The sequence below is a fragment of the Janthinobacterium lividum genome (genome assembly GCF_034424625.1).
Taxonomy (GTDB): Bacteria; Pseudomonadota; Gammaproteobacteria; order Burkholderiales; family Burkholderiaceae_D; genus Janthinobacterium; species Janthinobacterium lividum.
Genome location: NZ_CP139976.1, coordinates 5,175,095 through 5,197,952, shown reverse-complemented (window position 1 = coordinate 5,197,952; position 22,858 = coordinate 5,175,095). Strand labels below are relative to the sequence as shown.

Annotated in this window: 23 protein-coding genes; 7 read left to right on the top strand and 16 right to left on the bottom strand. The window is 63.7% G+C overall.

From position 1 onward, the window contains the following. Positions 1–323: 323 nt before the first annotated feature. Entirely contained in the window at positions 324–1,277 is a 954-nt protein-coding gene (locus tag U0004_RS23440) for a chemotaxis protein (protein WP_070260462.1), read from the top strand. A gap of 171 nt (positions 1,278–1,448) precedes the next feature. On the opposite strand, the gene U0004_RS23435 is transcribed toward U0004_RS23440, so the two are convergent. Together U0004_RS23435 and pgi are read right to left on the bottom strand one after the other, a co-directional pair. Next, a complete protein-coding gene (locus tag U0004_RS23435) occupies positions 1,449–2,345 on the bottom strand; it encodes an SMP-30/gluconolactonase/LRE family protein (protein WP_070260460.1) in 897 nt (298 codons plus the stop codon). Positions 2,346–2,354: 9 nt separating this feature from the next. Continuing rightward, on the bottom strand, positions 2,355–4,019 hold the full coding sequence (gene pgi, locus U0004_RS23430) for a glucose-6-phosphate isomerase (protein WP_070260486.1): 1,665 nt from the start codon (positions 4,017–4,019) through the stop codon (positions 2,355–2,357). A gap of 334 nt (positions 4,020–4,353) precedes the next feature. Between pgi and edd the strand changes: the two genes are divergently transcribed. From edd to U0004_RS23400, 6 genes are all read left to right on the top strand, one after another. Beyond that, a complete protein-coding gene (gene edd / locus U0004_RS23425) occupies positions 4,354–6,267 on the top strand; it encodes a phosphogluconate dehydratase (protein WP_070260459.1) in 1,914 nt (637 codons plus the stop codon). A gap of 3 nt (positions 6,268–6,270) precedes the next feature. Further along, complete coding sequence (gene eda / locus U0004_RS23420; protein ID WP_070260457.1) at positions 6,271–6,900, top strand: bifunctional 4-hydroxy-2-oxoglutarate aldolase/2-dehydro-3-deoxy-phosphogluconate aldolase; 630 nt, start codon at positions 6,271–6,273, stop codon at positions 6,898–6,900. A gap of 61 nt (positions 6,901–6,961) precedes the next feature. Further along, positions 6,962–7,474: a hypothetical protein gene (locus tag U0004_RS23415; protein ID WP_081345913.1), complete on the top strand. Its 513-nt coding sequence runs from the start codon at positions 6,962–6,964 to the stop codon at positions 7,472–7,474. A 237-nt stretch (positions 7,475–7,711) separates the two neighbouring features. Further along, a complete protein-coding gene (locus U0004_RS23410; RefSeq protein ID WP_231958363.1) occupies positions 7,712–8,167 on the top strand; it encodes a TadE family protein in 456 nt (151 codons plus the stop codon). Further along, on the top strand, positions 8,167–8,754 hold the full coding sequence (locus U0004_RS23405) for a TadE/TadG family type IV pilus assembly protein (RefSeq protein WP_070260451.1): 588 nt from the start codon (positions 8,167–8,169) through the stop codon (positions 8,752–8,754). Before U0004_RS23410 ends, U0004_RS23405 begins: the two co-directional genes overlap by 1 nt. Positions 8,755–8,804: 50 nt before the next feature. After that, on the top strand, positions 8,805–10,187 hold the full coding sequence (locus tag U0004_RS23400; protein WP_070260449.1) for a vWA domain-containing protein: 1,383 nt from the start codon (positions 8,805–8,807) through the stop codon (positions 10,185–10,187). 534 nt (positions 10,188–10,721) lie between these two features. Here U0004_RS23400 and U0004_RS23395 read toward each other — a convergent pair. From U0004_RS23395 to U0004_RS23330, 14 genes are all read right to left on the bottom strand, one after another. Further along, positions 10,722–11,654 carry a type II secretion system F family protein gene (locus tag U0004_RS23395; protein ID WP_070260447.1) on the bottom strand — a complete coding sequence of 311 codons (933 nt, stop codon included), beginning with the start codon at positions 11,652–11,654 and terminating at the stop codon, positions 10,722–10,724. 21 nt (positions 11,655–11,675) lie between these two features. Further along, positions 11,676–12,653: a type II secretion system F family protein gene (locus U0004_RS23390; protein WP_070260445.1), complete on the bottom strand. Its 978-nt coding sequence runs from the start codon at positions 12,651–12,653 to the stop codon at positions 11,676–11,678. A gap of 11 nt (positions 12,654–12,664) precedes the next feature. Beyond that, complete coding sequence (locus tag U0004_RS23385; protein WP_070260444.1) at positions 12,665–14,050, bottom strand: CpaF family protein; 1,386 nt, start codon at positions 14,048–14,050, stop codon at positions 12,665–12,667. Further along, a complete protein-coding gene (locus U0004_RS23380) occupies positions 14,047–15,237 on the bottom strand; it encodes an AAA family ATPase (RefSeq protein WP_070260443.1) in 1,191 nt (396 codons plus the stop codon). The genes U0004_RS23385 and U0004_RS23380 overlap by 4 nt, the downstream gene beginning before the upstream one ends. 39 nt (positions 15,238–15,276) lie before the next feature. After that, complete coding sequence (locus U0004_RS23375; protein WP_070260441.1) at positions 15,277–15,567, bottom strand: hypothetical protein; 291 nt, start codon at positions 15,565–15,567, stop codon at positions 15,277–15,279. Between the two features lie 10 nt (positions 15,568–15,577). After that, positions 15,578–17,380, bottom strand: a complete 1,803-nt coding sequence (locus tag U0004_RS23370) for a type II and III secretion system protein family protein (RefSeq protein WP_231958365.1) — start codon at positions 17,378–17,380, stop codon at positions 15,578–15,580. A gap of 48 nt (positions 17,381–17,428) precedes the next feature. Then, positions 17,429–18,262 carry a Flp pilus assembly protein CpaB gene (cpaB, locus tag U0004_RS23365; RefSeq protein WP_070260437.1) on the bottom strand — a complete coding sequence of 278 codons (834 nt, stop codon included), beginning with the start codon at positions 18,260–18,262 and terminating at the stop codon, positions 17,429–17,431. Continuing rightward, a complete protein-coding gene (locus tag U0004_RS23360; protein WP_070260435.1) occupies positions 18,259–19,605 on the bottom strand; it encodes an ATP-binding protein in 1,347 nt (448 codons plus the stop codon). Before U0004_RS23360 ends, cpaB begins: the two co-directional genes overlap by 4 nt. A 30-nt stretch (positions 19,606–19,635) precedes the next feature. Continuing rightward, the gene (locus U0004_RS23355; RefSeq protein ID WP_070260433.1) at positions 19,636–20,256 is read right to left on the bottom strand and encodes an isoprenylcysteine carboxylmethyltransferase family protein; all 621 of its coding nucleotides are present in this window, start codon (positions 20,254–20,256) and stop codon (positions 19,636–19,638) included. A gap of 30 nt (positions 20,257–20,286) precedes the next feature. Continuing rightward, positions 20,287–20,874 (bottom strand): prepilin peptidase, encoded by a 588-nt coding sequence (locus tag U0004_RS23350; RefSeq protein ID WP_231958372.1) that lies wholly within the window; start codon positions 20,872–20,874, stop codon positions 20,287–20,289. Continuing rightward, entirely contained in the window at positions 20,871–21,950 is a 1,080-nt protein-coding gene (locus U0004_RS23345; RefSeq protein WP_070260431.1) for a phosphatase PAP2 family protein, read from the bottom strand. The genes U0004_RS23350 and U0004_RS23345 overlap by 4 nt, the downstream gene beginning before the upstream one ends. Further along, positions 21,947–22,120: a Flp family type IVb pilin gene (locus U0004_RS23340; protein WP_115057567.1), complete on the bottom strand. Its 174-nt coding sequence runs from the start codon at positions 22,118–22,120 to the stop codon at positions 21,947–21,949. Before U0004_RS23340 ends, U0004_RS23345 begins: the two co-directional genes overlap by 4 nt. A gap of 113 nt (positions 22,121–22,233) precedes the next feature. After that, on the bottom strand, positions 22,234–22,407 hold the full coding sequence (locus U0004_RS23335; protein ID WP_070260429.1) for a Flp family type IVb pilin: 174 nt from the start codon (positions 22,405–22,407) through the stop codon (positions 22,234–22,236). A gap of 74 nt (positions 22,408–22,481) precedes the next feature. Continuing rightward, on the bottom strand, positions 22,482–22,628 hold the full coding sequence (locus U0004_RS23330) for a hypothetical protein (RefSeq protein ID WP_167468693.1): 147 nt from the start codon (positions 22,626–22,628) through the stop codon (positions 22,482–22,484). Between the last annotated feature and the right edge of the window lie 230 nt (positions 22,629–22,858).

Genomic DNA, 22,858 nt, shown 5'->3' with positions numbered 1-22,858 from the left:
GCCTTTTCAAAGCAACCATGGTTACCAGGGAAATTTCTAGTTCTCTCCGTCATCATTTGCGCTGTAGCAACAAGCAAATCAAGAAATGCTGTCAGGATCGCTGTTGGCAGCGTAAAGTAGCTTTGAAGAAAGTAAAAAACCGTATAATTCAAGCTCGAATCGATAGCAACTATTGGTTGTAAGAAATTGTACGATATACACTGCACCGCTAGCGCCGGCCATGCCCCGAACCCGCCATCCGACGTCCATGCGACGTGCAGTCCGCACTGTCCGCAGCATCAGGGCAGGCGACTTAACTTTACAAGACGGCTCAAGGGGACACAATGAATTCAATGCAGCAAGATGTCGATGAACGCACGAGCCTGACAGGCAATAACAAATTCGAACTGTTCCTGTTCAAGCTGGGTACCAGTGATCACTCGACCAGCCGCGAACTATTCGGCATCAATGTGTTCAAAGTCCGTGAAATCATGGAAATGCCGGCCATCACGGCCGTGGCCGGTTCGCACCCGCACATGCTGGGCGTGGTCAATATCCGTGGCCAGATCGTGCCCGTGATCGACTTGCCGATGGCGGTCGGCTGCAAGAGCAATGGCTTGAAGATACTGATGGTGACCGAATTTGCCCGCTCGACACAGGCGTTTGCCGTGGAGGAGGTCGATGAAATCGTGCGCCTGGAATGGAACCAGGTGCTGTCGGCCGAATCGAGTGTCGGTGGCGGCCTCGTCACCAGCATCGCGCGCCTCGATGGCGACACGGACAAGACGCGCCTGGCGCAAGTGCTGGACGTGGAACAAATCCTGCGCAACGTGCTGCCGTCGGGCGACCCGGACGTGGACGAGAACAGCATCGGCCCGCAAGTGCGCTTGCCTGCCGGCGCCGTGATCCTCGCGGCCGACGATTCCTCGCTGGCCCGTTCGCTGATCGAAAAGGGCCTCGAAGCGATGGGCGTGCCTTTCATCATGACCAAGACGGGCAAGGAAGCATGGGAACGCCTGCAGGCCATCTCGGCCCAGGCGGCCACGGAAGGCAAGAGGGCGAAAGACAAGGTGGCGCTGGTGCTGACCGACCTGGAAATGCCGGAAATGGATGGCTTTACCCTGACGCGCAACATCAAGAACGATGGCCGCTTCGCCAACATCCCCGTGGTGATCCACTCGTCGCTGACGGGCTCGACCAACGAAGACCACGTCAAGGGCGTGGGTGCCGATGGTTATGTGGCGAAATTCGTGGCGGCTGAATTGGCTGAAACCATCCGCAAGGTGCTGGCGCGGTAAGCTGAAGCAACCGTAGGTCGGATTAGCGGCGTACGCCGCGTCATCCGACGCCACCATGGCCAACACTGTTGTCGGATTACGCGGGACCTTGCCCCGCTAATCCGACTTACGTGATCGTAAAAAAAGCGCCGGACCCTCGCAGGTACCGGCGCTTTTTCATGTTTGAAACGATTACGCCTGGTAAGCCGTCTCCGGCTGGCCCGCCACGTCCACGCGCACGGACAGCACGTGGCCGGTCAAAGGGTAGTTGGCAATTTCCTCGGCCGAGCGGTTATGGCTGGCGCTGGTGATGTACAGGGTGCGCAGGTCGGGGCCGCCAAACGTCACCATGGTGGGGCAGCGCACGGGCACGGTAATTTCGCCCAGCAGTTGGCCATCGGGGGCGAAGCGCAAGATCTTGCCGCCTTCAAACATGGCCGACCAGTAATTGCCTTCGCTGTCGACGGCCGCGCCATCGGGGCGCCCGCCGTAGTCCGCAGCTTTCTTGTCCATGGAAAAACGCTGGAACGGCTGCGGCGCGGAAATGGCTCCGCTGGCCGCATCGAAATGGTAGCGGTCGATGCGGTGCGTGGTGGTATCCGAGTGGTACATGGTGCGCTTGTCGGGGGAAAAGCCCAGGCCGTTCGAGACGGTCATGCCGCCCGACCAGACCTTGCGCACTTGTCCCTTTTCCAGCACGAACATTTCCGCCGCATCGGCGTTGCGCGGCTCGAAAATCGTGCCGACCCAGAAACGGCCTGCCGGGTCGACCTTGCCATCGTTGAAGCGCGTGGTGGCCATGTCGAACGGCGCCGGGGCGATTTCCGCCAGGCTGCCCGTCTTCGTGTCGAGGTGGGCAAAACCGCTGCGCAAGGCCACGATCAGGCCGCCGCCCGCGTTGATCGCCAGCGCCGACGGTTCCGTCGGCATGCTCCACTGGTCATGCTTGCCGCTGGCGGGGTGCAGGCGGTGCACGGCGCGGCCATCGATGTCGACCCAGTACAGGGCCGCTTCCTTGCCATGCCATAGCGGGCATTCGCCCACTTGCATGGGTTTGTCGCTCACTACTTTAATTTCGTAAATATTCATCTATCTCTTTTAGTATGCGGCTTTTGCAGCTTTAGCCAGCGCAATCAAGCCATTGGTCGAGCTGTCGTGGTGGTCGGGACGGGCTTCGCCCGTCAGTTCGGCCTGGATTTTCTTGGCCAGTACCTTGCCCAGTTCCACGCCCCACTGGTCGAAACTGTTGACGTTCCACAAGACGCCCTGCACGAAGGTCTTGTGTTCGTACAGCGCGATCAGGGCGCCCAGGGTGGTCGGGGTCAGCTGGTCCATCAAAATGGTGTTGCTGGGGCGGTTGCCGGGGAAGGTCTTGTGCGGCACCAGCGCCTCGATCTCGCTGTCCGGCAAGCCTTGCGCCTGCAGATCAAGACGCACCTCATCGCCCGTCTTGCCCGTCATGAAGGCTTCCGACTGGGCAAAGCAGTTCGCCAGCAGGGCGTCGTGGTGGCCCGGTAAATCGTGCGTGGCGCGCAGGGCGGCGATGAAATCGATGGGCGTGATGTCCGTGCCCTGGTGCAGCAGCTGGAAGTACGCATGCTGCGCATTCGTGCCGCAGTCGCCCCAGATGACGGGGCCGGTCGGCCCGTCGACGGGCACGCCATCCTTGGTGACGCGCTTGCCGTTGCTTTCCATGTCCAGCTGTTGCAAATAGGCGGCAAAGCGGCTCAAGTCCTGGTGGTATGGCGCGATGGAAACGGAGCCGCAATCGAGGAACTGGCGGTTCCAGAAGCCCACCATGGCCAGCACGACGGGCATGTTCTGTTCCAGCGGCGCCTGGCGGAAGTGCTGGTCCATCGCATGCGCGCCGGCGAGGAAATCGCTGAAGTATTCAAAGCCGATGGACAGGGCCACGGCCAGGCCGATCGACGACCAGACGGAGTAACGGCCGCCGACCCAGTCCCAGAAAGGGAACATGTTGTCCGGCGAAATGCCGAAGTCGACGATGGCTTGCGTGTTGGTCGAAACGGCCACAAAATGTTGGGCCAGATCCTTTTCTTCGCCTTCGAGCAGGAACCAGGCGCGCGCCGTGTTGGCGTTGAGCATGGTTTCGGCCGTAACGAAGGTTTTCGAGGCCACGATGAACAGGGTCGTTTCCGGATCGACTTTCGACAGGGTCGCTTCCATGTCGTGGCCGTCGACGTTGGAAACAAAGTGCATTTCCAGGCCCGGGTTGGCATACGAGCGCAGGGCCAGGCAAGCCATTTTCGGGCCCAGGTCCGAGCCGCCGATGCCGATGTTGACGATGTCGCAAATCGGCTTGCCCGTGTAGCCGAGCCAGCTGCCATTGCGCACCTTGTCCGTAAACGCCTTGACGCGTTGCAGCACATCTTGCACGTCGGTATCGATATCCTGGCCGTCGACCACCAGCTTGGTGCCGCGTGGCGCGCGCAAGGCGGTATGCAGAACGGCCCGATGTTCGGTAAGATTGATTTTCTCGCCAGTGAACATGGCTTCGCGCTGCGCTTCCACGCCGCGCTCGCGGGCCAGGTCCATCAGCAGACGCATGGCGGTGGCGTCGACACGGTTCTTCGAGTAATCGAGCAGCAGGCCGGCCGCATCGACCGTCATCGTCGAGAAACGCGCGGGGTCGGCCGCGAACAGCTGGCGCAGATGCACGTCGCGCAGGCTGGCGCCATGTGCTTGCAGGGACTGGAAACTGGCGGTGGCGGTGATGGCAGGAGTAGGTGCTGGCTGGCGCATGGCGGTCGGCTTGGGTGCTTGTCTCGGTTGAAAGGGGCGCGGCGCGTTCTTGATGGCGAACAGCGGATCCGGCATTGGTATGAGAATAATACATCAGAAAAACGTAATTTCACTACAGTTTGTGCAGGCGCCTGGCATTTTCAGCGTTTTTTCAGCGTTTTATCCGTGCTGCAATAGATAGGCACGCAAGACGAGTGGGCGTGGCACGCTGTTGTTTTGCCTTGAAAGGTCGTGGAAAAATGGATTATTTCTGCCACTGGCCACTGCAAGAGTGCTTCTGCACGACCATTTTGTAGTAAAATTTCACGAAATACTCATTTTTAAGGAAATCCATATGGCGCTGCATCCAGTAGTCGAATCCGTAACAGCGCGCATCATCGCGCGCAGCCGGCCATCGCGCGGCGCCTACCTGGCGCATCTGGATGCTGCCCGCATCCAGGGCGTGCAGCGCGGCGCCCTGTCGTGCACCAACCTGGCGCACGGCTTTGCCGCCTTTCCCGCCAACGACAAGCTGTCGCTGAAGGAATACAAGAAGCCTTCCGTGGCCATCGTTTCCTCGTACAACGACATGCTGTCGGCGCACCAGCCGTTTGAAGGCTTCCCGCAGATCATCAAGCAAGCCGTGCGCGAAGTAGGCGCCGTGGCCCAGTTCGCCGGCGGCGTGCCCGCCATGTGTGATGGCGTGACGCAAGGCCAGCCGGGCATGGAACTGTCGCTGTTCTCGCGCGACACCATCGCCATGTCGACGGCCGTGGCGCTGTCGCACAATATGTTCGATTCGGCCCTGTACCTGGGCGTGTGCGACAAGATCGTGCCGGGCCTGTTGATCGGCGCGCTGCACTTCGGCCATTTGCCGGCCGTTTTCGTGCCGGCCGGTCCGATGACGTCGGGCCTGTCGAATCAGGAAAAAGCCAAGGTGCGCCAGCTGTATGCGCAAGGCAAGGCCACGCGTGAAGACTTGCTCGAAGGCGAATCGAAAGCCTACCACGGCGCCGGCACCTGTACCTTCTACGGTACCGCGAACAGCAACCAGATGCTGATGGAAGTGATGGGCCTGCACTTGCCGGGCGCCGCCTTCATCACGCCGAATACCCCGCTGCGCGATGCGCTCACAAGAGCGGCCGCCCAGCGCGCCGCCGTCATCACGGCGCAAAGCGCCAGCTACTTGCCGGTCGGCCATATCGTTGACGAGAAATGTATCGTCAACGCCGTCGTGGGCTTGCTGGCCACGGGCGGTTCGACCAACCACACCCTGCACCTGGTGGCCATCGCCAAGGCGGCCGGCATCGTCATCGACTGGAACGATTTCAATGAACTGTCGGCCATCGTGCCGATGCTCACGCGCATCTACCCGAACGGCGACGCCGATGTGAACCATTTCCACGCGGCCGGCGGCACGGGCTATCTGATCCGCGAACTGCTGGACGCGGGCTTGCTGCACGACGACGTCAACACCATCCTGGGCCACGGCTTGCGCGCCCACTGCATGGAGCCGTTCCTCGGCGAAGACGGCAAGGTTTTCTGGAAAGATGCACCGGCTGCCAGCGCCGACGAAAACGTGCTGCGCCCCGCCTCGAACCCGTTCGCGCCGGACGGCGGCATGGTCCTGGTCGCGGGTAACCTGGGCCGCGCCGTGATGAAGGTCTCGGCCGTCAAGCCGCAGCACCGCACGGTGGAAGCGCCGGCGCTGGTGTTCAATTCGCAGGAAGATTTCATGGCCGCCTACAAGGCGGGCACCCTGGACCGCGATTTCGTTGCCGTGCTGCGCTTCCAGGGCCCGCGCGCCAACGGCATGCCGGAACTGCATGCGCTGACCCCGGCGCTGGCCAACCTGCAGGATGCGGGCCGCCACGTGGCGCTGGTCACCGATGGCCGCATGTCGGGCGCATCGGGCAAGGTGCCGGCCGCCATCCACGTCTCGCCGGAGATTCTCGCCGGCGGCCCGCTGGGCCTGGTGCGCGACGGCGACATCATCCGTCTCGACGCCTTTACCGGCGTATTGGAAGCGCTGGTGCCGGCCGATGTCTGGCACGCCCGTTCGCTGGTCACGGCCGACTTGTCGCCGAACCACGTCGGCATGGGCCGCGAGCTGTTTTCCATGTTCCGTTCCACCGTCAGCGCGGCGGAAGAGGGTGCCACCACCTTCGGCCTGCCGTCGCCGATTCCCACCACCGTCGCCTTGCACGACGCCGACAATGTCGGTGATACCGTACCGGGTTCCGATGAAGACTTTTTGGCTAGGAAATAAGAGATGACCATGACACTACTGGAAATTATGCGCACTTCGAGCGTGATCCCCGTGATTGCGATCGACGATCCTGAACACGCCGTACCGCTGGCGCGCGCGCTGGTGGCGGGCGGCATCCGCGTGCTGGAAGTGACCCTGCGCACCAAGCACGGCCTCGAGGCGATCCGCGCCATGTCGGCAGTGCCGGGCGCCATCGTCGGCGTCGGTACCTTGACCCGTCCCGAGGAATTCGCGCAGGCGCGCGATGCGGGTGCCGTCTTCGGCGTCTCGCCAGGCCTGACTTCCGCCCTGGTGGCGGCGGCGAAAAGCAGCGGCCTGCCGTTGCTTCCAGGCGTGATGACGCCAGGCGAAGTGATGGCGGCGCGTGAAAATGGCTTCCAGCAGCTGAAACTGTTCCCGGCCGTGCCGGCGGGCGGCATCGGCATGCTCAACGCGATTTACGGCCCGCTGCCGGACATCACGTTCTGCCCGACGGGCGGCATCTCGCAAGAGACGGCGTCGCAGTTCCTGGCGTGCAAGAACGTCGCCTGCGTGGGCGGTTCGTGGCTGACGCCGAAAGACGCGATCGCGGCCGGCAACTGGGACCGCATCACGGAAATCGCGAAAGCAGCCAGCGGCCTGCGTTCAGCGTAAGCAGCTCCGGCGCGGCAGGCTTCCCGCTTGCCGCGCTTTATTTCTTTCTCTCATGCGAGTCTTGCGCCGTCCCCTCACCATCGGCGAAACCGCCATGGCCCGCAGCGTCTTCCAGGGCGCCATCGACTACGCGCGCGTGCGCGTCGTGCGCGGCTCCTTTCTTCCGTTTGGCTTGCAGGACCAGAACACGGCCATGACGCCGCGTGGCAGCCTGCACTTCATGCCGGCCCAGTACCGCGACGATTTTTCCCGCGAAGGCAACAGCGGCAAGCTGTTCTTCATCCATGAGATGGTGCACGTGTGGCAGTACCAGCTCGGCTACGGCGTGCTGCTGCATGGCGTGCTGCTGGCGCTGCGCGGCGGCTACATCGGGCAACGCGCCTACCGCTACGATGCGCAGGCTGGCGGCGTCCTGTCCGACTTCAACATGGAGCAGCAGGGCGACATCATCGCCCACTACTTCGGCGCGCGCCAGCTGGGCATACCCGCCTACGTGGCGAAACTGCCGCAGCTGCAGGATATCCTGCAAGGCTTCCTGATCAACCCTGCCGACCGCCGCTTGCTTCCGCGCTAATTTCGTTTCCGATCGTTATTTTGTGTACGCGTGAATTTGTATGTAATTTGCATGTATTCAGACCTTGACTTTCGGCTTTGCATTACCTAAATTAAATTATTCAAAGAACAATTTATTTGGTTTTATTGCAACTTCGGCGGAAGACCGAGAGCAACCTGTCCAAGCGAGTAAATCATGCAGACTAGAAACAGCTGTAGGAGAAAGTTGTGCCTGAAAAATCGCCCACGTGGCGCTGCGATGGTGGAATTTGCCTTGATCGCCCCCATCCTGTTTTTCCTCATCGCCATGATCATGGAACTGGGGGTCATGTTCTGGGTCAACCTGACGATGCAGTATGCCGTGCGCGAAGGGGCCCGCTACTCGATTACGGGACAAAACAACCTCGATCCCGCCAGCGCCAACAAGCAGCGTTATGAAGCGGTGCTGAGAAAGATCAACGACAGCTCGCTGGGCCTGTATGCGATGGTCAGCCCAGTGGTAGTGGTCAATGGCGTATCGCAAGCGCCTTCCTCGTACAACAACAATATGTTTGGCGCGGCCGGCGATATCGTCGTCTTGCAGGTGAACTGTACCTGGCCCGTCATCACGCCCGCCTGGCGTCTGATGGCCCTGCTCAATCCTAAAACCTCCACCAGCGCGCCCGGCCAGTACTCGTTCAGCGTCGCTGCCACCATGCGTAACGAGGCCTTCTGATGCTACCTCCTACACTTTCCCGGCGCGTGCGGCGTCAGCAGGGCGTGGCCGCCGTGGAGTTCGCCCTGGTGCTGCCCTTCCTGCTGATGATGGCCGTGCCCGTCTTCGACCTGGCGCGCATCGTACAGGGTGACATGATATTGACCAACCTGAGCCGCGAAGGCGCGAACCTGGCGTCGCGCTCGTCGCAGGATCCGCAAACCATCATGACGGCGCTGGCGATGACGACGCCGCCGCTGGACATGGCCAGAAATGGCAGCATGTACATCAGCAAGATCATGGGTAATGGCCCCGGCAAGCAGAACGTCATTCTCGAACATTATCGCTGGACCAACGGACCGCAGCAGGCCAGCAAGGTGTGGAGCTGCGGCAGCTGGGCCAGCGACGGCACGGGCAAGTGCACCAGCATCCCCAGCGCGGGTTCGCCCATCAACGATGCCATGAGCAACCAGCTGGCCAATGGCGAAGTCATTTATGTCGTCGAGGGACTGTATCGCGCCAACATCCTGTTTGCTGGCATGAACCTGGGCTTTGGTGCGCAAACACCCCAGCTGAGCGGCAATCTGTATGCCAAGACCATTTTTTAGACACGCTGTCATCATTGCGCAGGCGGCCGTGCAGGCGCCGGGAGAACATCATGAAAAGCATACGCAGGCGGACTGGAAAACAAAAGGGACAAGTTCTGATCGTCATCGGCCTGTCGATGGTGGTGCTGATCGGCGCGGTGGGCCTGGCCATCGATTCCGGCCTGGGTTTCATCATCCGCTCCAAGCTCAATGCGGCCGTTGATGCGGCCAGCATCGCCGCCGCGCGCGCCGTCACGCAAGGCGTCGGCGAGGCGGCGCAGCGGGCCAGCGCCCAGGCGGCGGCGCAGAAGTTTTTTGCCGCGAATTTTCCCACCGGCTACCTGGGTGCCACGCCCACCTTCAACGATCCCAGCGTGACCTTTGACGCTGGCAAGGTGACGATCGATGCGGCGGCCACGGCCGTCGTGCCCGTGACACTGATGCGCGTGCTGGGCTTCAATTTGCTGACGGTCAGCGCCTCGGCGCAGACCATCCGCAAGGACCTGGACCTGGCCTTCGTGATGGATACCTCGGGGTCGCTGGCGCCCGTCGGCGCCACCGTCATCAGCAGTGCGCAGCTGTTTCTCAGCAAGTTCAACCCCGCGCTGGACCGCATGGCCCTGATCCATTTTTCCTACGGCGCTGAAGTCGATGCACCGATCAGCAAGGTGGCGCGCGGTTTCGACCAGGCGGGCATGAAGACCACCATTGGCAAGTATTCGTTTGACGGCTTGACGAATTCGGCAGAAGGCGTATGGAACGGGCGCGATCAGCTCAACAGCATCGCCCTGGCCAACCGCTCCAGCCTGCGCGTGATCGTGTTTTTTTCCGACGGTTCGCCCAATACCATTTCCTCCGTCTTCAAGTTCAAGACGCCGGCCGACTGCACCACGGCAGGCTCGCTGGTGACGGGCGACGGCACCAGCACCGGCACGCCGGCTGGCCTGTGGCTGATCAACAAACAGGGCACGACGGCGGCCGGCAAGTGCAACCAGGGTTCGAACATCGTCAAGAACCTTGATGCGGCCGCCTTGCCGCAATGGTATAACGCGCACAATCCCACGAACTTGCCGGCCTTGCAGGAGTTCCCCGTCATCACGGCCACGCCTCGCTCCGTCACCAACGATACCAGCAGCAACGCGGCTACCTGGATCAATATCAACCGGGCTTCGCGCAACCTGCTCGAGGCGATGGCCGCCAAGGCCCGTGCTGAAGGTATGTACGTATTTACCCTCGGACTCGGAAGCGAGCTGACGAAAGCGAATGGACCCGCTCCCAGTGACAAGGGCGAAGATATCCTGAAATGCATGGCCAACACACCGGACGCCTTGTCGCGCTGCGTGAAAGCCGGCGCCGGCCAGCCAGTGGGCATCTATTGTCACGCGGCAAACTCGGATGAGTTGAAACCTTGCTTCGAGAAACTTGCTTCTGCCATTTTGCGTATCAGCATGTAGATACGCAAAACAGATGGCCAGGGCCGGATATCCCCTCCGGCCCTTTTTTATGCCTGTGCATTTCGGCTGCCGCCCGCACACCATGCCGCTGTGCCGCTGAACCTCACTCGCCGAGGAATCGATGGCGCATGCAGCGGGATAGTCGTGCCGTATGGCGGAGCACCCCGTGGCGATAGGCAGACCTTGGTCCTGAAGGTTTTGGTCAGCCAAATCCGGCCTGTTTTCTGCTCTTGGCCATCCATGATCGGTCGGTTGGCCGCTGATTGCCCACAGGGGCTTGGCCCGGGTACATCCCGACGCCATCCGTAACGCGGAGGCAAAGGCTGGAATCGCTTACCGTGCCCGTGCGGCCCAGCGGCCCGGTGCCATGCGCAGTGCCTGAGGCGCCCGGCAGCGTTGCAGGAACTCGTGTTTCAGTGGCAAGGGCAATGCAGGGAGGTAGGAGAACAGGCAAACGGCGGGGAGAGTCGTGGGGCAGACCTTTGGCCCCGCCAGCGCTGGCTGGCGGGGGCAGGCGGGGAGGAGGCTGCTGTCCTAATTGCCCCCGGCCATGCCAGGCAGCAGCACGCGGTAGATTTGCAGGAAAGCGGGCCCCATGAGGACCACCAGCAGCGACGGGAAAATGAAGAAGATCAGCGGGAACAGCAGCTTCAGGGCAATTTTGGCGGCCTGCTCTTCGGCCAGCTGGCGCCGCTTGGTGCGCAGCTGATCCGATTGCACGCGCAGCGAGGCGGCGATGCTGGTGCCGAAGCGTTCGGCCTGGATCAGCATGGCGACGAGGGCATCGACATCTTCCACGCCCGTGCGCAGGGCCAAGTTGCGCAAGGCCCGTTCCTTCGAGTTGCCGGCGCGCAGCTCCAGGGTCAGCAGGTGCAGTTCTTCGGCCAGCACGGCGCTTTTCAGCGTGATTTCGGATGCCACCCGCGCCAGTGCCGCGTCCATGGCCAGGCCCGCTTCCACGCACACCGTCATCAGGTCCAGCGCATCGGGGAAACTTTCAAAGATGTCGCGCTGGCGCAGGCGGATGCGGCGGTTCAGCCAGGCGTTCGGCAGGTAGTAGCCGAACGCGGCCGCTAGTAGCAGCCACAGCAGCAAGGCAGTGCCGCTGTAATGCACGCCTGCCACGCTCAGGCCCAGGAACAGCAGCACGGGCAGGCCCACGGCGAGGGCCGTCTTGGCGCCAAAATACAGCAGCGGCGCCGATGGGTGACGCAGTCCCGCATGCATGAAACGCAAGCGTATTTTCGATGTCTCCCAGCCGTCTTCGGGCAGGGACAGGCGCGCCAGTGGTCCGCTCAGCTTGACGAAGTGCACCAGCCAGTGGCGGGCGCCGCCCGGCGCTGCAGCACCCACGCTGTCGAGGCGCTGGCGCAGCGGGTCGGGCACGGCCAGCAGCAGCACGAACATGGCACCAGCGAAGACGGCGACAAACAGCAAGCCGAGAAAGCCCATTTGCAAGGTAGTCATGATGTCATTCCCTTCAAAAAATCACACCCGGATATGGATCACCTTGCGCATGACGATGACGCCGACCAGCATCAGCAGCAGGGCGCCGACCAGCATCTTCTGTCCGCCGGGATCGCGATACAGCAGCTCCAGGAAGGTGGGGTTGGTCAGCTGGATCATGGCTGCCGCGCCGAATGGCAGCAGCGCCAGGATCCAGGCCGACAGCCGCGCCTCGGCCGACAGCACGCGTACCTGCCCCAGCAGCTTGATGCGTTCGCGGATGATGTGACTGATGCTATCGAGCAATTCCGACAGATTGCCACCCGTCTCGCGCTGGATCAGCACGGCGATGACGAAATAGCGCACATCCGTGCTGGGCACGCGCGTGGCCAGGTTCATCAGCGCGTCCGGCATGGCGATGCCGAAGTTGACTTCGTCGAAGGCGATGCGAAATTCGTCGGCCAGCGGCGCGTTCATTTCCTCGCCGACCATTTTCAGGGCCGTGGGAAAGGCATGGCCGGCGCGCAGGGCGCGGCTCATGAGTTCCAGCGCGTCTGGCAACTGCTGGCCGATGCGCTGCAGGCGGTGCGCCTTGGCGCGCTCGATGTAGTACAGGGGCAGCAGCGCACAGGCGGCCGCTACCAGCAGGCGCAGCAGCCAGGGCAAGTCGATCAGGCTGGCGCCGACCAGGCCGACGAGGAAGGCCAGCAGCACCAGCATGGCCCACTGTGCCACGCTCCACGTCAGCCCTGACTGTTCCAGCAGGCGGTCGAGTGCATGCACGCGCGGTACTTCCAGCAGCAGCTTCTGCAGCGCCGGTGTGTCGCTGAGCAGGCGCTGCTTGATCATCGACGTGTTCTGCTCGCCCGCGTGGGCCCCGGCCGACATCACGCGCAGGCGCCGCGCCACCCGTTCCGATTCCGGCCCGCGCACATTGTTCCAGCTCTGGTACAGGCCCGTGACGAGCAGCAGCACGGCGATGAAGATGAGGGCCCCGAAGACGTAATAACTGGTGTCCATGGCGTGGCTCCTCAATGGTATTGGCGGTTGGGATCGAACAGGCTTTCCGGCACGACCACGCCAAAGGCGCGCAGACGGTCGAGGAAGCGGGGACGCACGCCGCTGGCCTGGAAGTGGCCGCTGACGGCACCGTCCTGGGCCACACCCGTCTGGCGGAACGTGAAGATTTCCTGCATGGTGATCATCTCGCCTTCCATGCCCGTGATCTCCTGGATCGACACCACCTTGCGCTTGCCGTCCGTCAGGCGCGCCACCTGCACCACCACGCCGATGGCTGCGCTGATCTGCTGGCGCATGGCCTTGCCCGGCAACATGGAGGCGGCCATGCTGATCATGTTTTCCAGCCGCGTCAGTGCATCGCGCGGGGTGTTGGCGTGGATGGTGGCCATCGATCCCTCATGACCCGTATTCATCGCCTGCAGCATGTCGAGCGCCTCGGCACCGCGCACCTCGCCCAGGATGATGCGGTCGGGCCGCATGCGCAGGGCATTGCGCACCAGCGCGCGCTGCGTCACTTCGCCCTTGCCTTCGATGTTCGCTGGCCGGGTTTCCAGGCGTATTACGTGCGGCTGCTGCATTTGCAGCTCCGCCGCATCCTCGATGGTGACGATGCGTTCGGTGCCGCTGATGAAGCCCGATATCGCATTGAGCATGGTGGTCTTGCCGCTACCCGTGCCGCCCGAGATCAGGATATTGATCTTGGCCTTGCCCAGGCCCTGCAGGATTTGCGCCATTTCGGCCGTCAGGCTGTGATGCTCGACCAGGTCGGAAAGCCGCAGCGGCTGGGCCGAAAAGCGCCGTATCGACATCACGGGCCCGTCGATGGCCAGCGGCGGGATGATGGCGTTCACGCGCGAACCGTCCGGCAGGCGCGCATCGACCATGGGGCTCGACTCATCGATGCGCCGCCCCACGCGCGAGACGATCTTGTCGATGATCTTCATCAGGTGCGCATCGTCGGTGAAGCGGATGTCGCTCAGCTCGAGCTGGCCATGGCGTTCGACATATACCTGGCGGTGCGTGTTGACGAGGATGTCCGAGACGGTGGGGTCGTTGAGCAGCGGTTCAAGCGGGCCAAAGCCCAGCACTTCGTCCTGGATGTCGCGCACCAGGGTGCGCCGCTCCAGGTCGTTGATGACGACGCTGTCTTCTTCCAGCAGGCGCCCCACCAGGACCTTCAGGTCGTCGCGTATCTGTTCCTGGGACAGGCGTTGCATGCCTTCCAGGTCGATGCGGTCGAGCAGGGACTGGTGCACGTGCTGCTTGAGTTCCTGGTAGGCGGGATTGTCGATGCTGCCGCCGCGCACGGTGCCGAAGGCCGTATTGCCGTTCGCGGCCGGGGCGCTGCCGAGGCGTTCGCGCAGGCTGGGGCCGGCGCCATTGATGTCGATGCTCATGCTGTTTCCCCTCGAAGATGGATGGGCCTGTTACGCTGGAACAGGCGTGAAAACAGGCCAGGCGCGCTGGCCGCGCGCGTGCCGCCCAGCTTGCGCGCACACTCCTGCAGTGATTTGGCCAGCGGGCTGCCGGGCGCCAGCTTCAGTACGGGCACGCCCTGGTTGACCGAGGCTGCCGCCACCGCGTAGTGATTTGGCATGGCGTGGAAGATGTGCTGGCCATAGGCTGTTTCCAGGTCGCGCCCGCGGATTTCATCGGCGCCCGCATGGCGGTTCAGGATCAGGTGAATCTTGCTGGCCGGGTATTCCAGCGACTGGAACACCTGCAGCAGCCGCTTGCCATCGCGGATGTAGGGCAGGGTTGCCTGTACCACGGGGCAGATCATGTCGGCGTGATCGAGCGCGCGCACGCTGACGGCATCGAGGCCGCGGCCCGTGTCGAGCACGATGAAGTCATATTCGTGGCGCGCCAGATGCAGCAGCTGGTCGATGTGCTCGGGCTTGATGTCGCTCGCGTGGCCCGGATCTTCGGGAGCGGCCAGGATGCTGAAATTCGGCGTCACCTGCACCATGCTGGCGGTGAGGAAGGAGGGGTCGAGGCGGTGGATCTGCTGTGCCACGTGCGACAGCGTGGCGGCCGGCTTCTGATCCGAGACAAACAGCGCCGCATCGCCAAACTGCAGGTTCAGGTCGAACAGCGCCACGCGCTGCTTGTCCTGCGCCAGCGCATATGCCAGGTTGGCGGCGAGGAAGGTAGCGCCGCTGCCGCCCTTGCACGAGACGAAGGCGATGATCTTGCCATCGCGCCGCACGTGGCGCGTGCTCTTGTCCTCGATGCGTTGCAGCGCCGTATTCAGGGCGACGCCGTTGTCGGCTTGCGGCAGCACTTCGCGCACGCCCGCGCGCATGGCTTGCAGCAGGAAGTCGCTGCCCTGCTGCTGGCACTGCAGGATGATGGCCATGGCGGGCTGGCGGCTGGCCAGGCGTTCGATGCGCACCAGGTCGGTTTCGTCGATGACTGGCTGCGCCAGCAGCAGCACGTCTGGCGCAGCCATTTCAGCCGTGCCGGCCAGCCGTTCCAGGCTGCCGACGGCGCTGTCGATATCGTCGCCCGGGTGGCGCTCGCGCAACAGCGCCGTCATCGCGGCCAGTTGTTTTTCGTTACTGGAGATAATGAAGATTTTCACGGCAAGCTCCGGCAGTGGCTGGGGTGGATGCGACGCGGCTCAGCGTTTGCTGACGCCGATGGTCAGCACGTCGGGAATCGGGTCGGGGGCGCTGTACGATTTCTGGTACAGCTTGTAGCCGCTGACGGCCGCCTTGCCATCGAGGCCCAGCACGGGATTGTTGTTGTAGACGGCGTTCGGATACAGGATCTGCTGCTGCTTGAGCAAGGTCACCGACTCGCCGAAATGGCTGTCGAGCACCGGGGTGGTGGTGGCGGCACAGCCGGCCAGCGCGCCGATCGCCGCAGCGCACAACAGGCAGCGGGGCAGGGTGGTTGCGAAGGTTTTCATGGGGATGCTCCTATTTGAGATCATCGATGACGCTGGCCGACGGCGTGCCCGCATCGGCTTTCGGCACGGCGCGATATTGCGGCACGTCGTTGTTACCCGCCGTCGGCGTGGTGACGGGCATGGCTGCCGGCAGGGCAGGCGGTACGGGGGCTGCCAGGGCTGCCGGCGGCGGAGCGGACGCTGGTGCCGGCATCGGCATCGGTGCTGGCGCTGGCTGTGGCGCTGGCGCTGGCGCCGTGCCTTCCATCTTGCCTTGCATGAACATGTCGCCGCGCGTGGGCTGCACATACGGATCGGTGGGCAGCTTGTAGTCGGGCGGCAGCGGCTTGACCAGGTGCGGCGTGATGATGAAGACCAGTTCCGAGCGGTCCGTCTGGAAGTCCGTGCTGCGGAACAGGGCGCCCAGCACGGGCACTTCACCCAGGCCCGGCAAGGCCTTGATATTGCTGGTCACATTGTTTTTGATCAAGCCGCCGATGGCGAAGCTCTGGCCGTCGAACAGCTGCACCGTGGTGGTGGCGCGCCGCGTGGTAAACGAGGGCAGGATGGCGGTGGTCGAGATGCCGGTGGCCGTGATGCCGATGCCTTCCTTGTTCAGGTCTGACACTTCCGGCGACACCTTCAGGTTGATGCGTCCCCCTTCGAGCACGGTGGGGGTGAATTTGACGGCCACGCCAAACTCTTTTTCTTCCAGCGTGATGGTGGGCGTACCGCCGTTGTTGGTCTGGCTGACGGGGATGAAGATCTTGCCGCCGGCGAGGAAACTGGCTTCCTGGCCGCTGATGGCCATGATGTTCGGTTCGGCCAGCACCTTGATCAAGCCATCGCGCTTCTGCGCATCGAGGCCCAGGAAATTGCCATTGCGGCTGTTGTTGGCGCCGAAGCCGCTGGGGTTGTTGCTGAGCAAGTTCGACAGCAGCGAATAGGTCCAGCCGCCGATGGTCTTGCTCAAGCCCAGGTTGGCGCCCAGTTGGTCGACCAGGGTTTTCGACACTTCCGCCACCTTCACTTCCAGCATCACCTGTTGTGGCGCGGCGATCGCCATCAGGTTGATCACGCGCGGCGAGGCCGATGGCCCGCCCGAAGGGTCGGGCGCTGCGCCGGCCGCGGCCATGGGCGCCGCACCGCCGGCAGCGGCGCCGGCAGCCGGCCTCGAACCGCGCTGCGCATACGCGTTGGCCAGCGACATCGCCTGGTCGGCCTTGACGGTGTCGCTGACGACGCCCGACAGGATCAGGGTATCGCCGGCCACCGTCACGCGCAGATCTTTTTCATTCGGCAGCAGTTCGGCCAGGCGCGCCTGCAGCAGGCTGGCGTCGATGCTGACGGACAGGTCGATGATGCTCGCTTCATTATTGCGGTTCCACACGATCAGGTTGGTCGTGCCCACGGATTTGCCCAGCAGGTAGACATCGGTGGTATTGAGCAGGATCACGTCGGCGATGCGCGGATCGCCCACCGAGACGCGGGCGACAGGAAACGGCAGGTGCATCAGGGTGGACTTGCCTTCGGCCAGGGCCATGTTGCGCGACAGTTCGGCGCGTCCACCCACCTGGTCCAGCATGGCTTGCTGCGCCACGGGCTTCATGCGCGGCGCACGGCGCACGACCTTCGGCGGCGGCGTGCTGACAGTTGCCGCTGCCGCGGGGGCCGCCGTTGCGCCGGGCGGCGTGGCCGACAGGCCCGGCGACGTGGCCGGTGCGCCCGCTTCGCCATGGGCGGCCGGGATCAGGGCGCCGATGGCGGCGATGGCGAGTGCCATGCGCAGGATGCGGCTCCCGTTTGCTGTGCTCAGTTTGCTCATGGTGCTCATGGCATGCTCCTCGTGGTGCGGATCGGATGATGATCGGCGTGGCGTTGTTCAGAATTGTTGGGAGCTGCGTTCCAGCCCCTTGATGACATCGACTTGCGGCCCGGCGGGTCCTTGCACCACGCGGCGGCGCACGACTGGCCGGGGAGCGGGTGCGGCCACCTGGGCGGCGACCTTGGCGTCAAGCAGGCTGGTCTTGGTGGCGCCGTCCGTGTTGACGGGTTTGTCTTCAATCTGGTTGCGCAGCACCAGCGAGAGGGTGCCCACGCTGCGCGCCAGGTCGAGTTTTTCCGTCTGGTCGGGCGTCAGCTCCAGGGTCACGGCATTGACCACCTTGGGCTTGGTGTCGTCGCGGTTCGATTCCTGCGCGATGGCCAGCACGAGTATGCGTTCGAGCACGATTTTGGAGATGCTGGGGTCGCGCCCGGTGCCCGTCTTGGCTGCGTCGTCTTGCGTGTTGACGAGGATATCGACATAATTGCCGGGCAGGGCGAAGCCGGCCACGCCGACCACGTCATTGACACGCACCGTCATGGCGCGCTTGCCTTCGCCCACCACGGCCGACAGGCCGCCCTGGGTGCCGGGGGGCGCCAGCTTGCTCTCCATGATCGGTTCGCCGTGCTGGATGCTGGTGCGCGTGACGCGCGCATCGAGCAGTTTCGGGTCGTTGATGGCGCCCGGCGGCAGCGCGCTGCTGGGCCAGTCGACCATGCGCACCATTTCCGGCGCGATGCGCGCGCCCAGGCTGATGTCGACCAGGGCGACAGCGACCTTGTTGGTATTGCCCGAAGCCTGGGCATTGATCCAGCGCGCGGCCACGATGACCGCCACGAACGCCAGGATGACCGCAAAGGCCATCATCGTCAGAGCGCGTGCGTTTCTCATTTTGATACTCCTTTATGCAGGACCGCAGCCGGTCCGTTCTGGATGCCGGCGGAGCCGTCGGCGGCGCCGAAATAATTGTTCCAGGCCCAGTGCAGCGCGTCGGCCTCGAGCCGGGGCGGGCGGCCTTCATAGCGGGCCACGTCGCATAGCTGGGCCAGGATGTCGCGTGGATAGCAGGCCAGCAGGGGCCGCGCGTGCTGGCCGTGCAGCTGCAGCAGGTAGTGGTAGGCGGCATGGTTGAAAGTCATGCCGAATTGTTCGCAGACGTGGCGGAACACGGCTTCGTAGTGGTAGCCGCTCAATTCGCCGACATGGATCTTGTAGCCGATGCGGCGCAGGAAGGAGTCGTCGGCCAGCTGCTGCGGCGCCAGGTTCGAGGAGAAGACCACGATGACGTCGAAGGGCACGGGAAACTTGTAGCCCGTGTGCAGCGACAGGTAATCGACGCGGCGCGCCATCGGCACGATCCAGCGGTTCATCAGTTCCACGGGCGAGCAGCGCTGGCGGCCCAGGTCATCGATGATGAAGATGCCGTTGTTCGCCTTCAGGTGCGGCGGCGCCTGGTACAGGCGGGCACCGGGATCGAATTGCAGGTCGAGCATGTCGAGCGTCAGTTCGCCGCCCGTCAGCACCGTGGGACGCGATGCGCGCACCCAGCGCGGGTCGGCCGGCGGGGCCACGTCGGCAGCCAGCGTGTGCAGCATGGGGTCGAGGAAGGGCAGCACTTCGCCATCGACCATCACGGCGTGCGGCAGGGCGATGGAGCCGCTGAGTAAACCGTGCAGGCGCTCGGCCAGGTAGGTCTTGCCGCTGCCGGCGGGGCCGTGCAGGAACAGGGCGCGGCCCGAATTCATGGCCGCGCCCAGCTGGTCGAGCACCGAGGTGCAGGCCACCACGTCGTGGAACTGCTGCATCATGCTTTCGCGCGTGACCTGCATGTGCGCCACGCTTTGCGCCAGCACCTGCGCGCTGTAGTGGGCCAGGGTGACGGGGGCGGGGCCGCTGTAGGCATTGCGCCGCAAATAGTCGGCGGCGCGCAGGCGGCCCTGGTCGACCAGGTGGTAGTGCTGGTCGGCGTCCGTGCCGCTGTAGCCGTTGCGCTGCACTTCGCACAGTTTTTCGGCGCGCATGAAGGTCAGCAGCGGTTCGAGCACGCCGGCGCCCAGTTTGACATGCGACGACAGGGCCGGCAAGCCGATCTGGCCGCGCAGGAACATCACTTTCACCAGCAGTTCCACCAGGAACAGGAAGGGCAGGCCCGTTTCGGCCACGTTGCGCGGTGCGCGCTGCATGGCCGGCATGATGCTGCCGTCGGCAGGCGCTTCTGGGTAGGTATCGGGCATGATGATCGCTCCTTTTGCCGGGTGGCGAGGTCAGAAGATGAAGGGCAGCAGCCGGTATTTCACTTGCCGCATGTACACGCGGTAGCGCACGTCGGTGGACAGGAAGCGCTCTTCGCGCAGCAGGCGCAGCACCAGCAGCAGCATGGCGACCGCATACACGGCCGTGTTGCCGGGCGATGCATTGCTGAGCAGATAGGCGGTCGACGACACCACATAGCTGGAGTACACGGGATGGCGCACGAAGCGGTACATGCCGTGCGTCTTGATGTTGCGCTGCGCCGCCACCAGGCCGAAGCTGCGGTTCAGCGACAGCAGGCCGGCGATCTGCAGGGCGCAGCCGAAGGCCAGCAGGTAGCGCGCAGCGGGCCAGATGGTCATCTCGGATGGCGAGAAAAAGAACGGCGCGAAGGTGGCGCCGACGGCCAGCAGCCAGTCGCCCGCATCGGTCGAGACGCTGACGGGCGCAGTGCGCACGATGAACAGCAGGGCCGAGATGGTTTCGGCGCCGCAGAACAGCAGATAGCTCCAGTCGCCGCTGTGCTGATAGGCCAGCACATGGACCCAGGCAAACACGCTCCACAGGCAAGCCATGAAGATGCTGCAGGCGTGGCTGACGCGGCGTGAACTGAACAGAGTGGCGATGTTTTCCATGGTCGTAGTCCCGGTTGGGTGGCGCGCCGTTCAGCGCAAGCTCCACAGTTGCGTGTAATGGAGGAAGAGTTGCAATCCCGTACCGCTGGCGATGGCGAAGGCATACGCCAGCCTGCCGCTGGCGGCCGGCGGTTCGGCGATGCTGGCAACGCCGCCGGCAAGGCTGTGCAGCAGGGCGCCCAGCAGCATGTCGCAGGTGTTTTTCAGGACCTGCCGCAGGCGCCGCCCTGCCAGCGCGGCGGCCAGCGCCAGCACGCCGCCGGCCAGGCAGGTCAGCAGCACGGCTTCGAGTATGCCGAGTGGCCCCAGGAAGGCGCCGCACATGGCCATCAGCTTGACGTCGCCGGCGCCCAGAGCGCGCAGCAGATACATGGGTAGCAGCAGGGCCAGTCCGGCGCCGGCGCCGGCCAGCGCCTGCAACAGGCCCAGGCCGCCGAATGCGGGGTCGAACAGGCCGCTGCCAGCTGGCACGGCAGTGTTCAGCAGCAGCCCTGCCAGCGTGCCGCACAGCACCAGGCGGTTGGGGATGCGGCGGCTGCGCAGGTCGTGCCACAGGGCGGCGGCCAGCAGGCCGGCCAGGGTGAACAGGCACAGCAGCATGGCAGGATGGGCGTTCATGGCGTCAGCCCTTCCTTGTTGAGGCAGGGGGCGATGCCCAGCGACAGGCTGGCTGGCGCGCCGCGCCTGCGCAGGACCAGGCCCACCGCTTGCCAGATCACGACGGCGCCGGCCGCTCCCACGTAGCCGTCCAGCGCGTAATGCCAGCCCAGGTGGACCGAGCCGAGCATGATCAGCACGGTAAAGGCGGCCAGGGCGATGCCGGCGATACGGCGGATGGGCCAGGCGACCAGGGCCATCAGTACGGAGGTGGCCACGTGCATGCTGGGCATGGCAGAAATGCCCAGTTCGCCAACGCTGCCGCCGCTCTGGTAGCCCTGCCATAGCATGTCCTGTACCTGCAGGGCCCAGACGGGAACGCGGTGGTTGCTTTCCTGCAGGTAAGCCATCAGCGGTGCATACGGATCGCTGGCATGGAAGTGGCCGTAATAGCAGGGTCCGGCGGAGGAAAACAGGACGGCCACCACGCTGCCCAGGACGATCCAGGAAATGGTAAAGCTGAGCAAGAACTGCATGCGCAGCAGGGGGCGCCGGGTATCGAGGATGAGCCAGTACAGCAGGGCGTAAAACAGCAGGAACCAGAAATGGTAAGCCGCGTTCAACAGGCCCGTCAGCAGGGGATGGCCCAGCAGCGGCTGCAGCCAGACCCACGGAGCCGTGCCGCCATGCAGGGCGACGTCGATGGTCGACAGGCGGGCGTCCCAGTCATATGGATGCAGGCGGGGAATGGCGGCCTTGAACGTGGTAAAGCTGAGAGCGAACAGCGGCACGAGCAGCAGCGCAGGCAGCGCATGCAGCAGGCGCTCGCGGCGCAGGTAGCGGCGCAGTGCCTGGTACAGGAAATGGCACAGGCGCGCGGGGCGCAGCGCGCACATGACGTAGCCTGTCCAGGCGCACAGCAGGAAGACGGGGCCGGTCAGCGCGGCCAGGGCAAAGCTGGCCAGCAGGGGGGCGATATCGTGGCGTGTCGGCTTGCTGCCGGCCAGCAGCAGGACCACGGCCGTGTAGGCCAGCACCAGCAGCAGCAGCGCGCGGTGGCTGTGCAGGGATGCGCGCAGGCTCGATGGGATAGTCATGACAGCGCCAGGATGACCTGGTCCTTGATGGTGGTAAACAGCAGGGCCAGACTGTCGCCGGCCAGGCTCACGGCAGCGACGATGACCACGGCCAGCAGTCCTGCCAGAAGCGCGTATTCCAGCGCCGTGACGGCAGTTTCCTCGTACAGGCAGGACAGCAGAGAATTCACGATGGGCCTCGCAGTCGATGGATGGCAATGCGGGTGGGCGGTCAAGGCGGCGTGCCGGCTGTGCCGCCTGCTGCACTCCGGACAAGGCGGCTGCCTTGCCCGGAGTGCAGCGCTTAGGCATTGGCAGTGGTCAGGGCCGTACCGATCTTCGTGAACGTCGTTCTCAGTTGCGTGCCGACGATGGTGACCGAGGCGATGATGACGACGGCGATCAAGGCGGCGATCAGGCCATATTCAATCGCGGTCACGCCATCTTCTTCGCGGATGAAATTTTTGATGAAATTCATGATGACTCCTAGAGTAAAAGAGAACTGCAGGGAACGACAAAGGTTGAACAACATGGTTGCCGTGAACGGTGGCATCATGGACTTTGCCCCAATGCCAGCAGTCCGATGATGCAGACCACCACCACCAGCGCCGCCGTCAGCGCATAGCGGTAAAACGCCGCTTTTTCCTTGCCTTGCAGATACGTGGCCAGGCGCGAGGGGAGGTACTTGTCAAAACGCATGTTGTACTCCGTCTCGGTGGACTGCGACTGGTGGCGGAATGGACACTGGTACGTTCACTATAGAAGTCGACGTATTGATCTACATCAGAAGAACCTCCCGTTTATGGCAGGAGGATTTGCTCGATTTTTTCGTGACAATTGTCATGCCCGAGGCTGCCACGCGCAGGGCGTGGCCAGCCACCGGCGGCAGGGGAGACGAGCCGCGGGAATGGCAGGAAAATGCGCGAGCG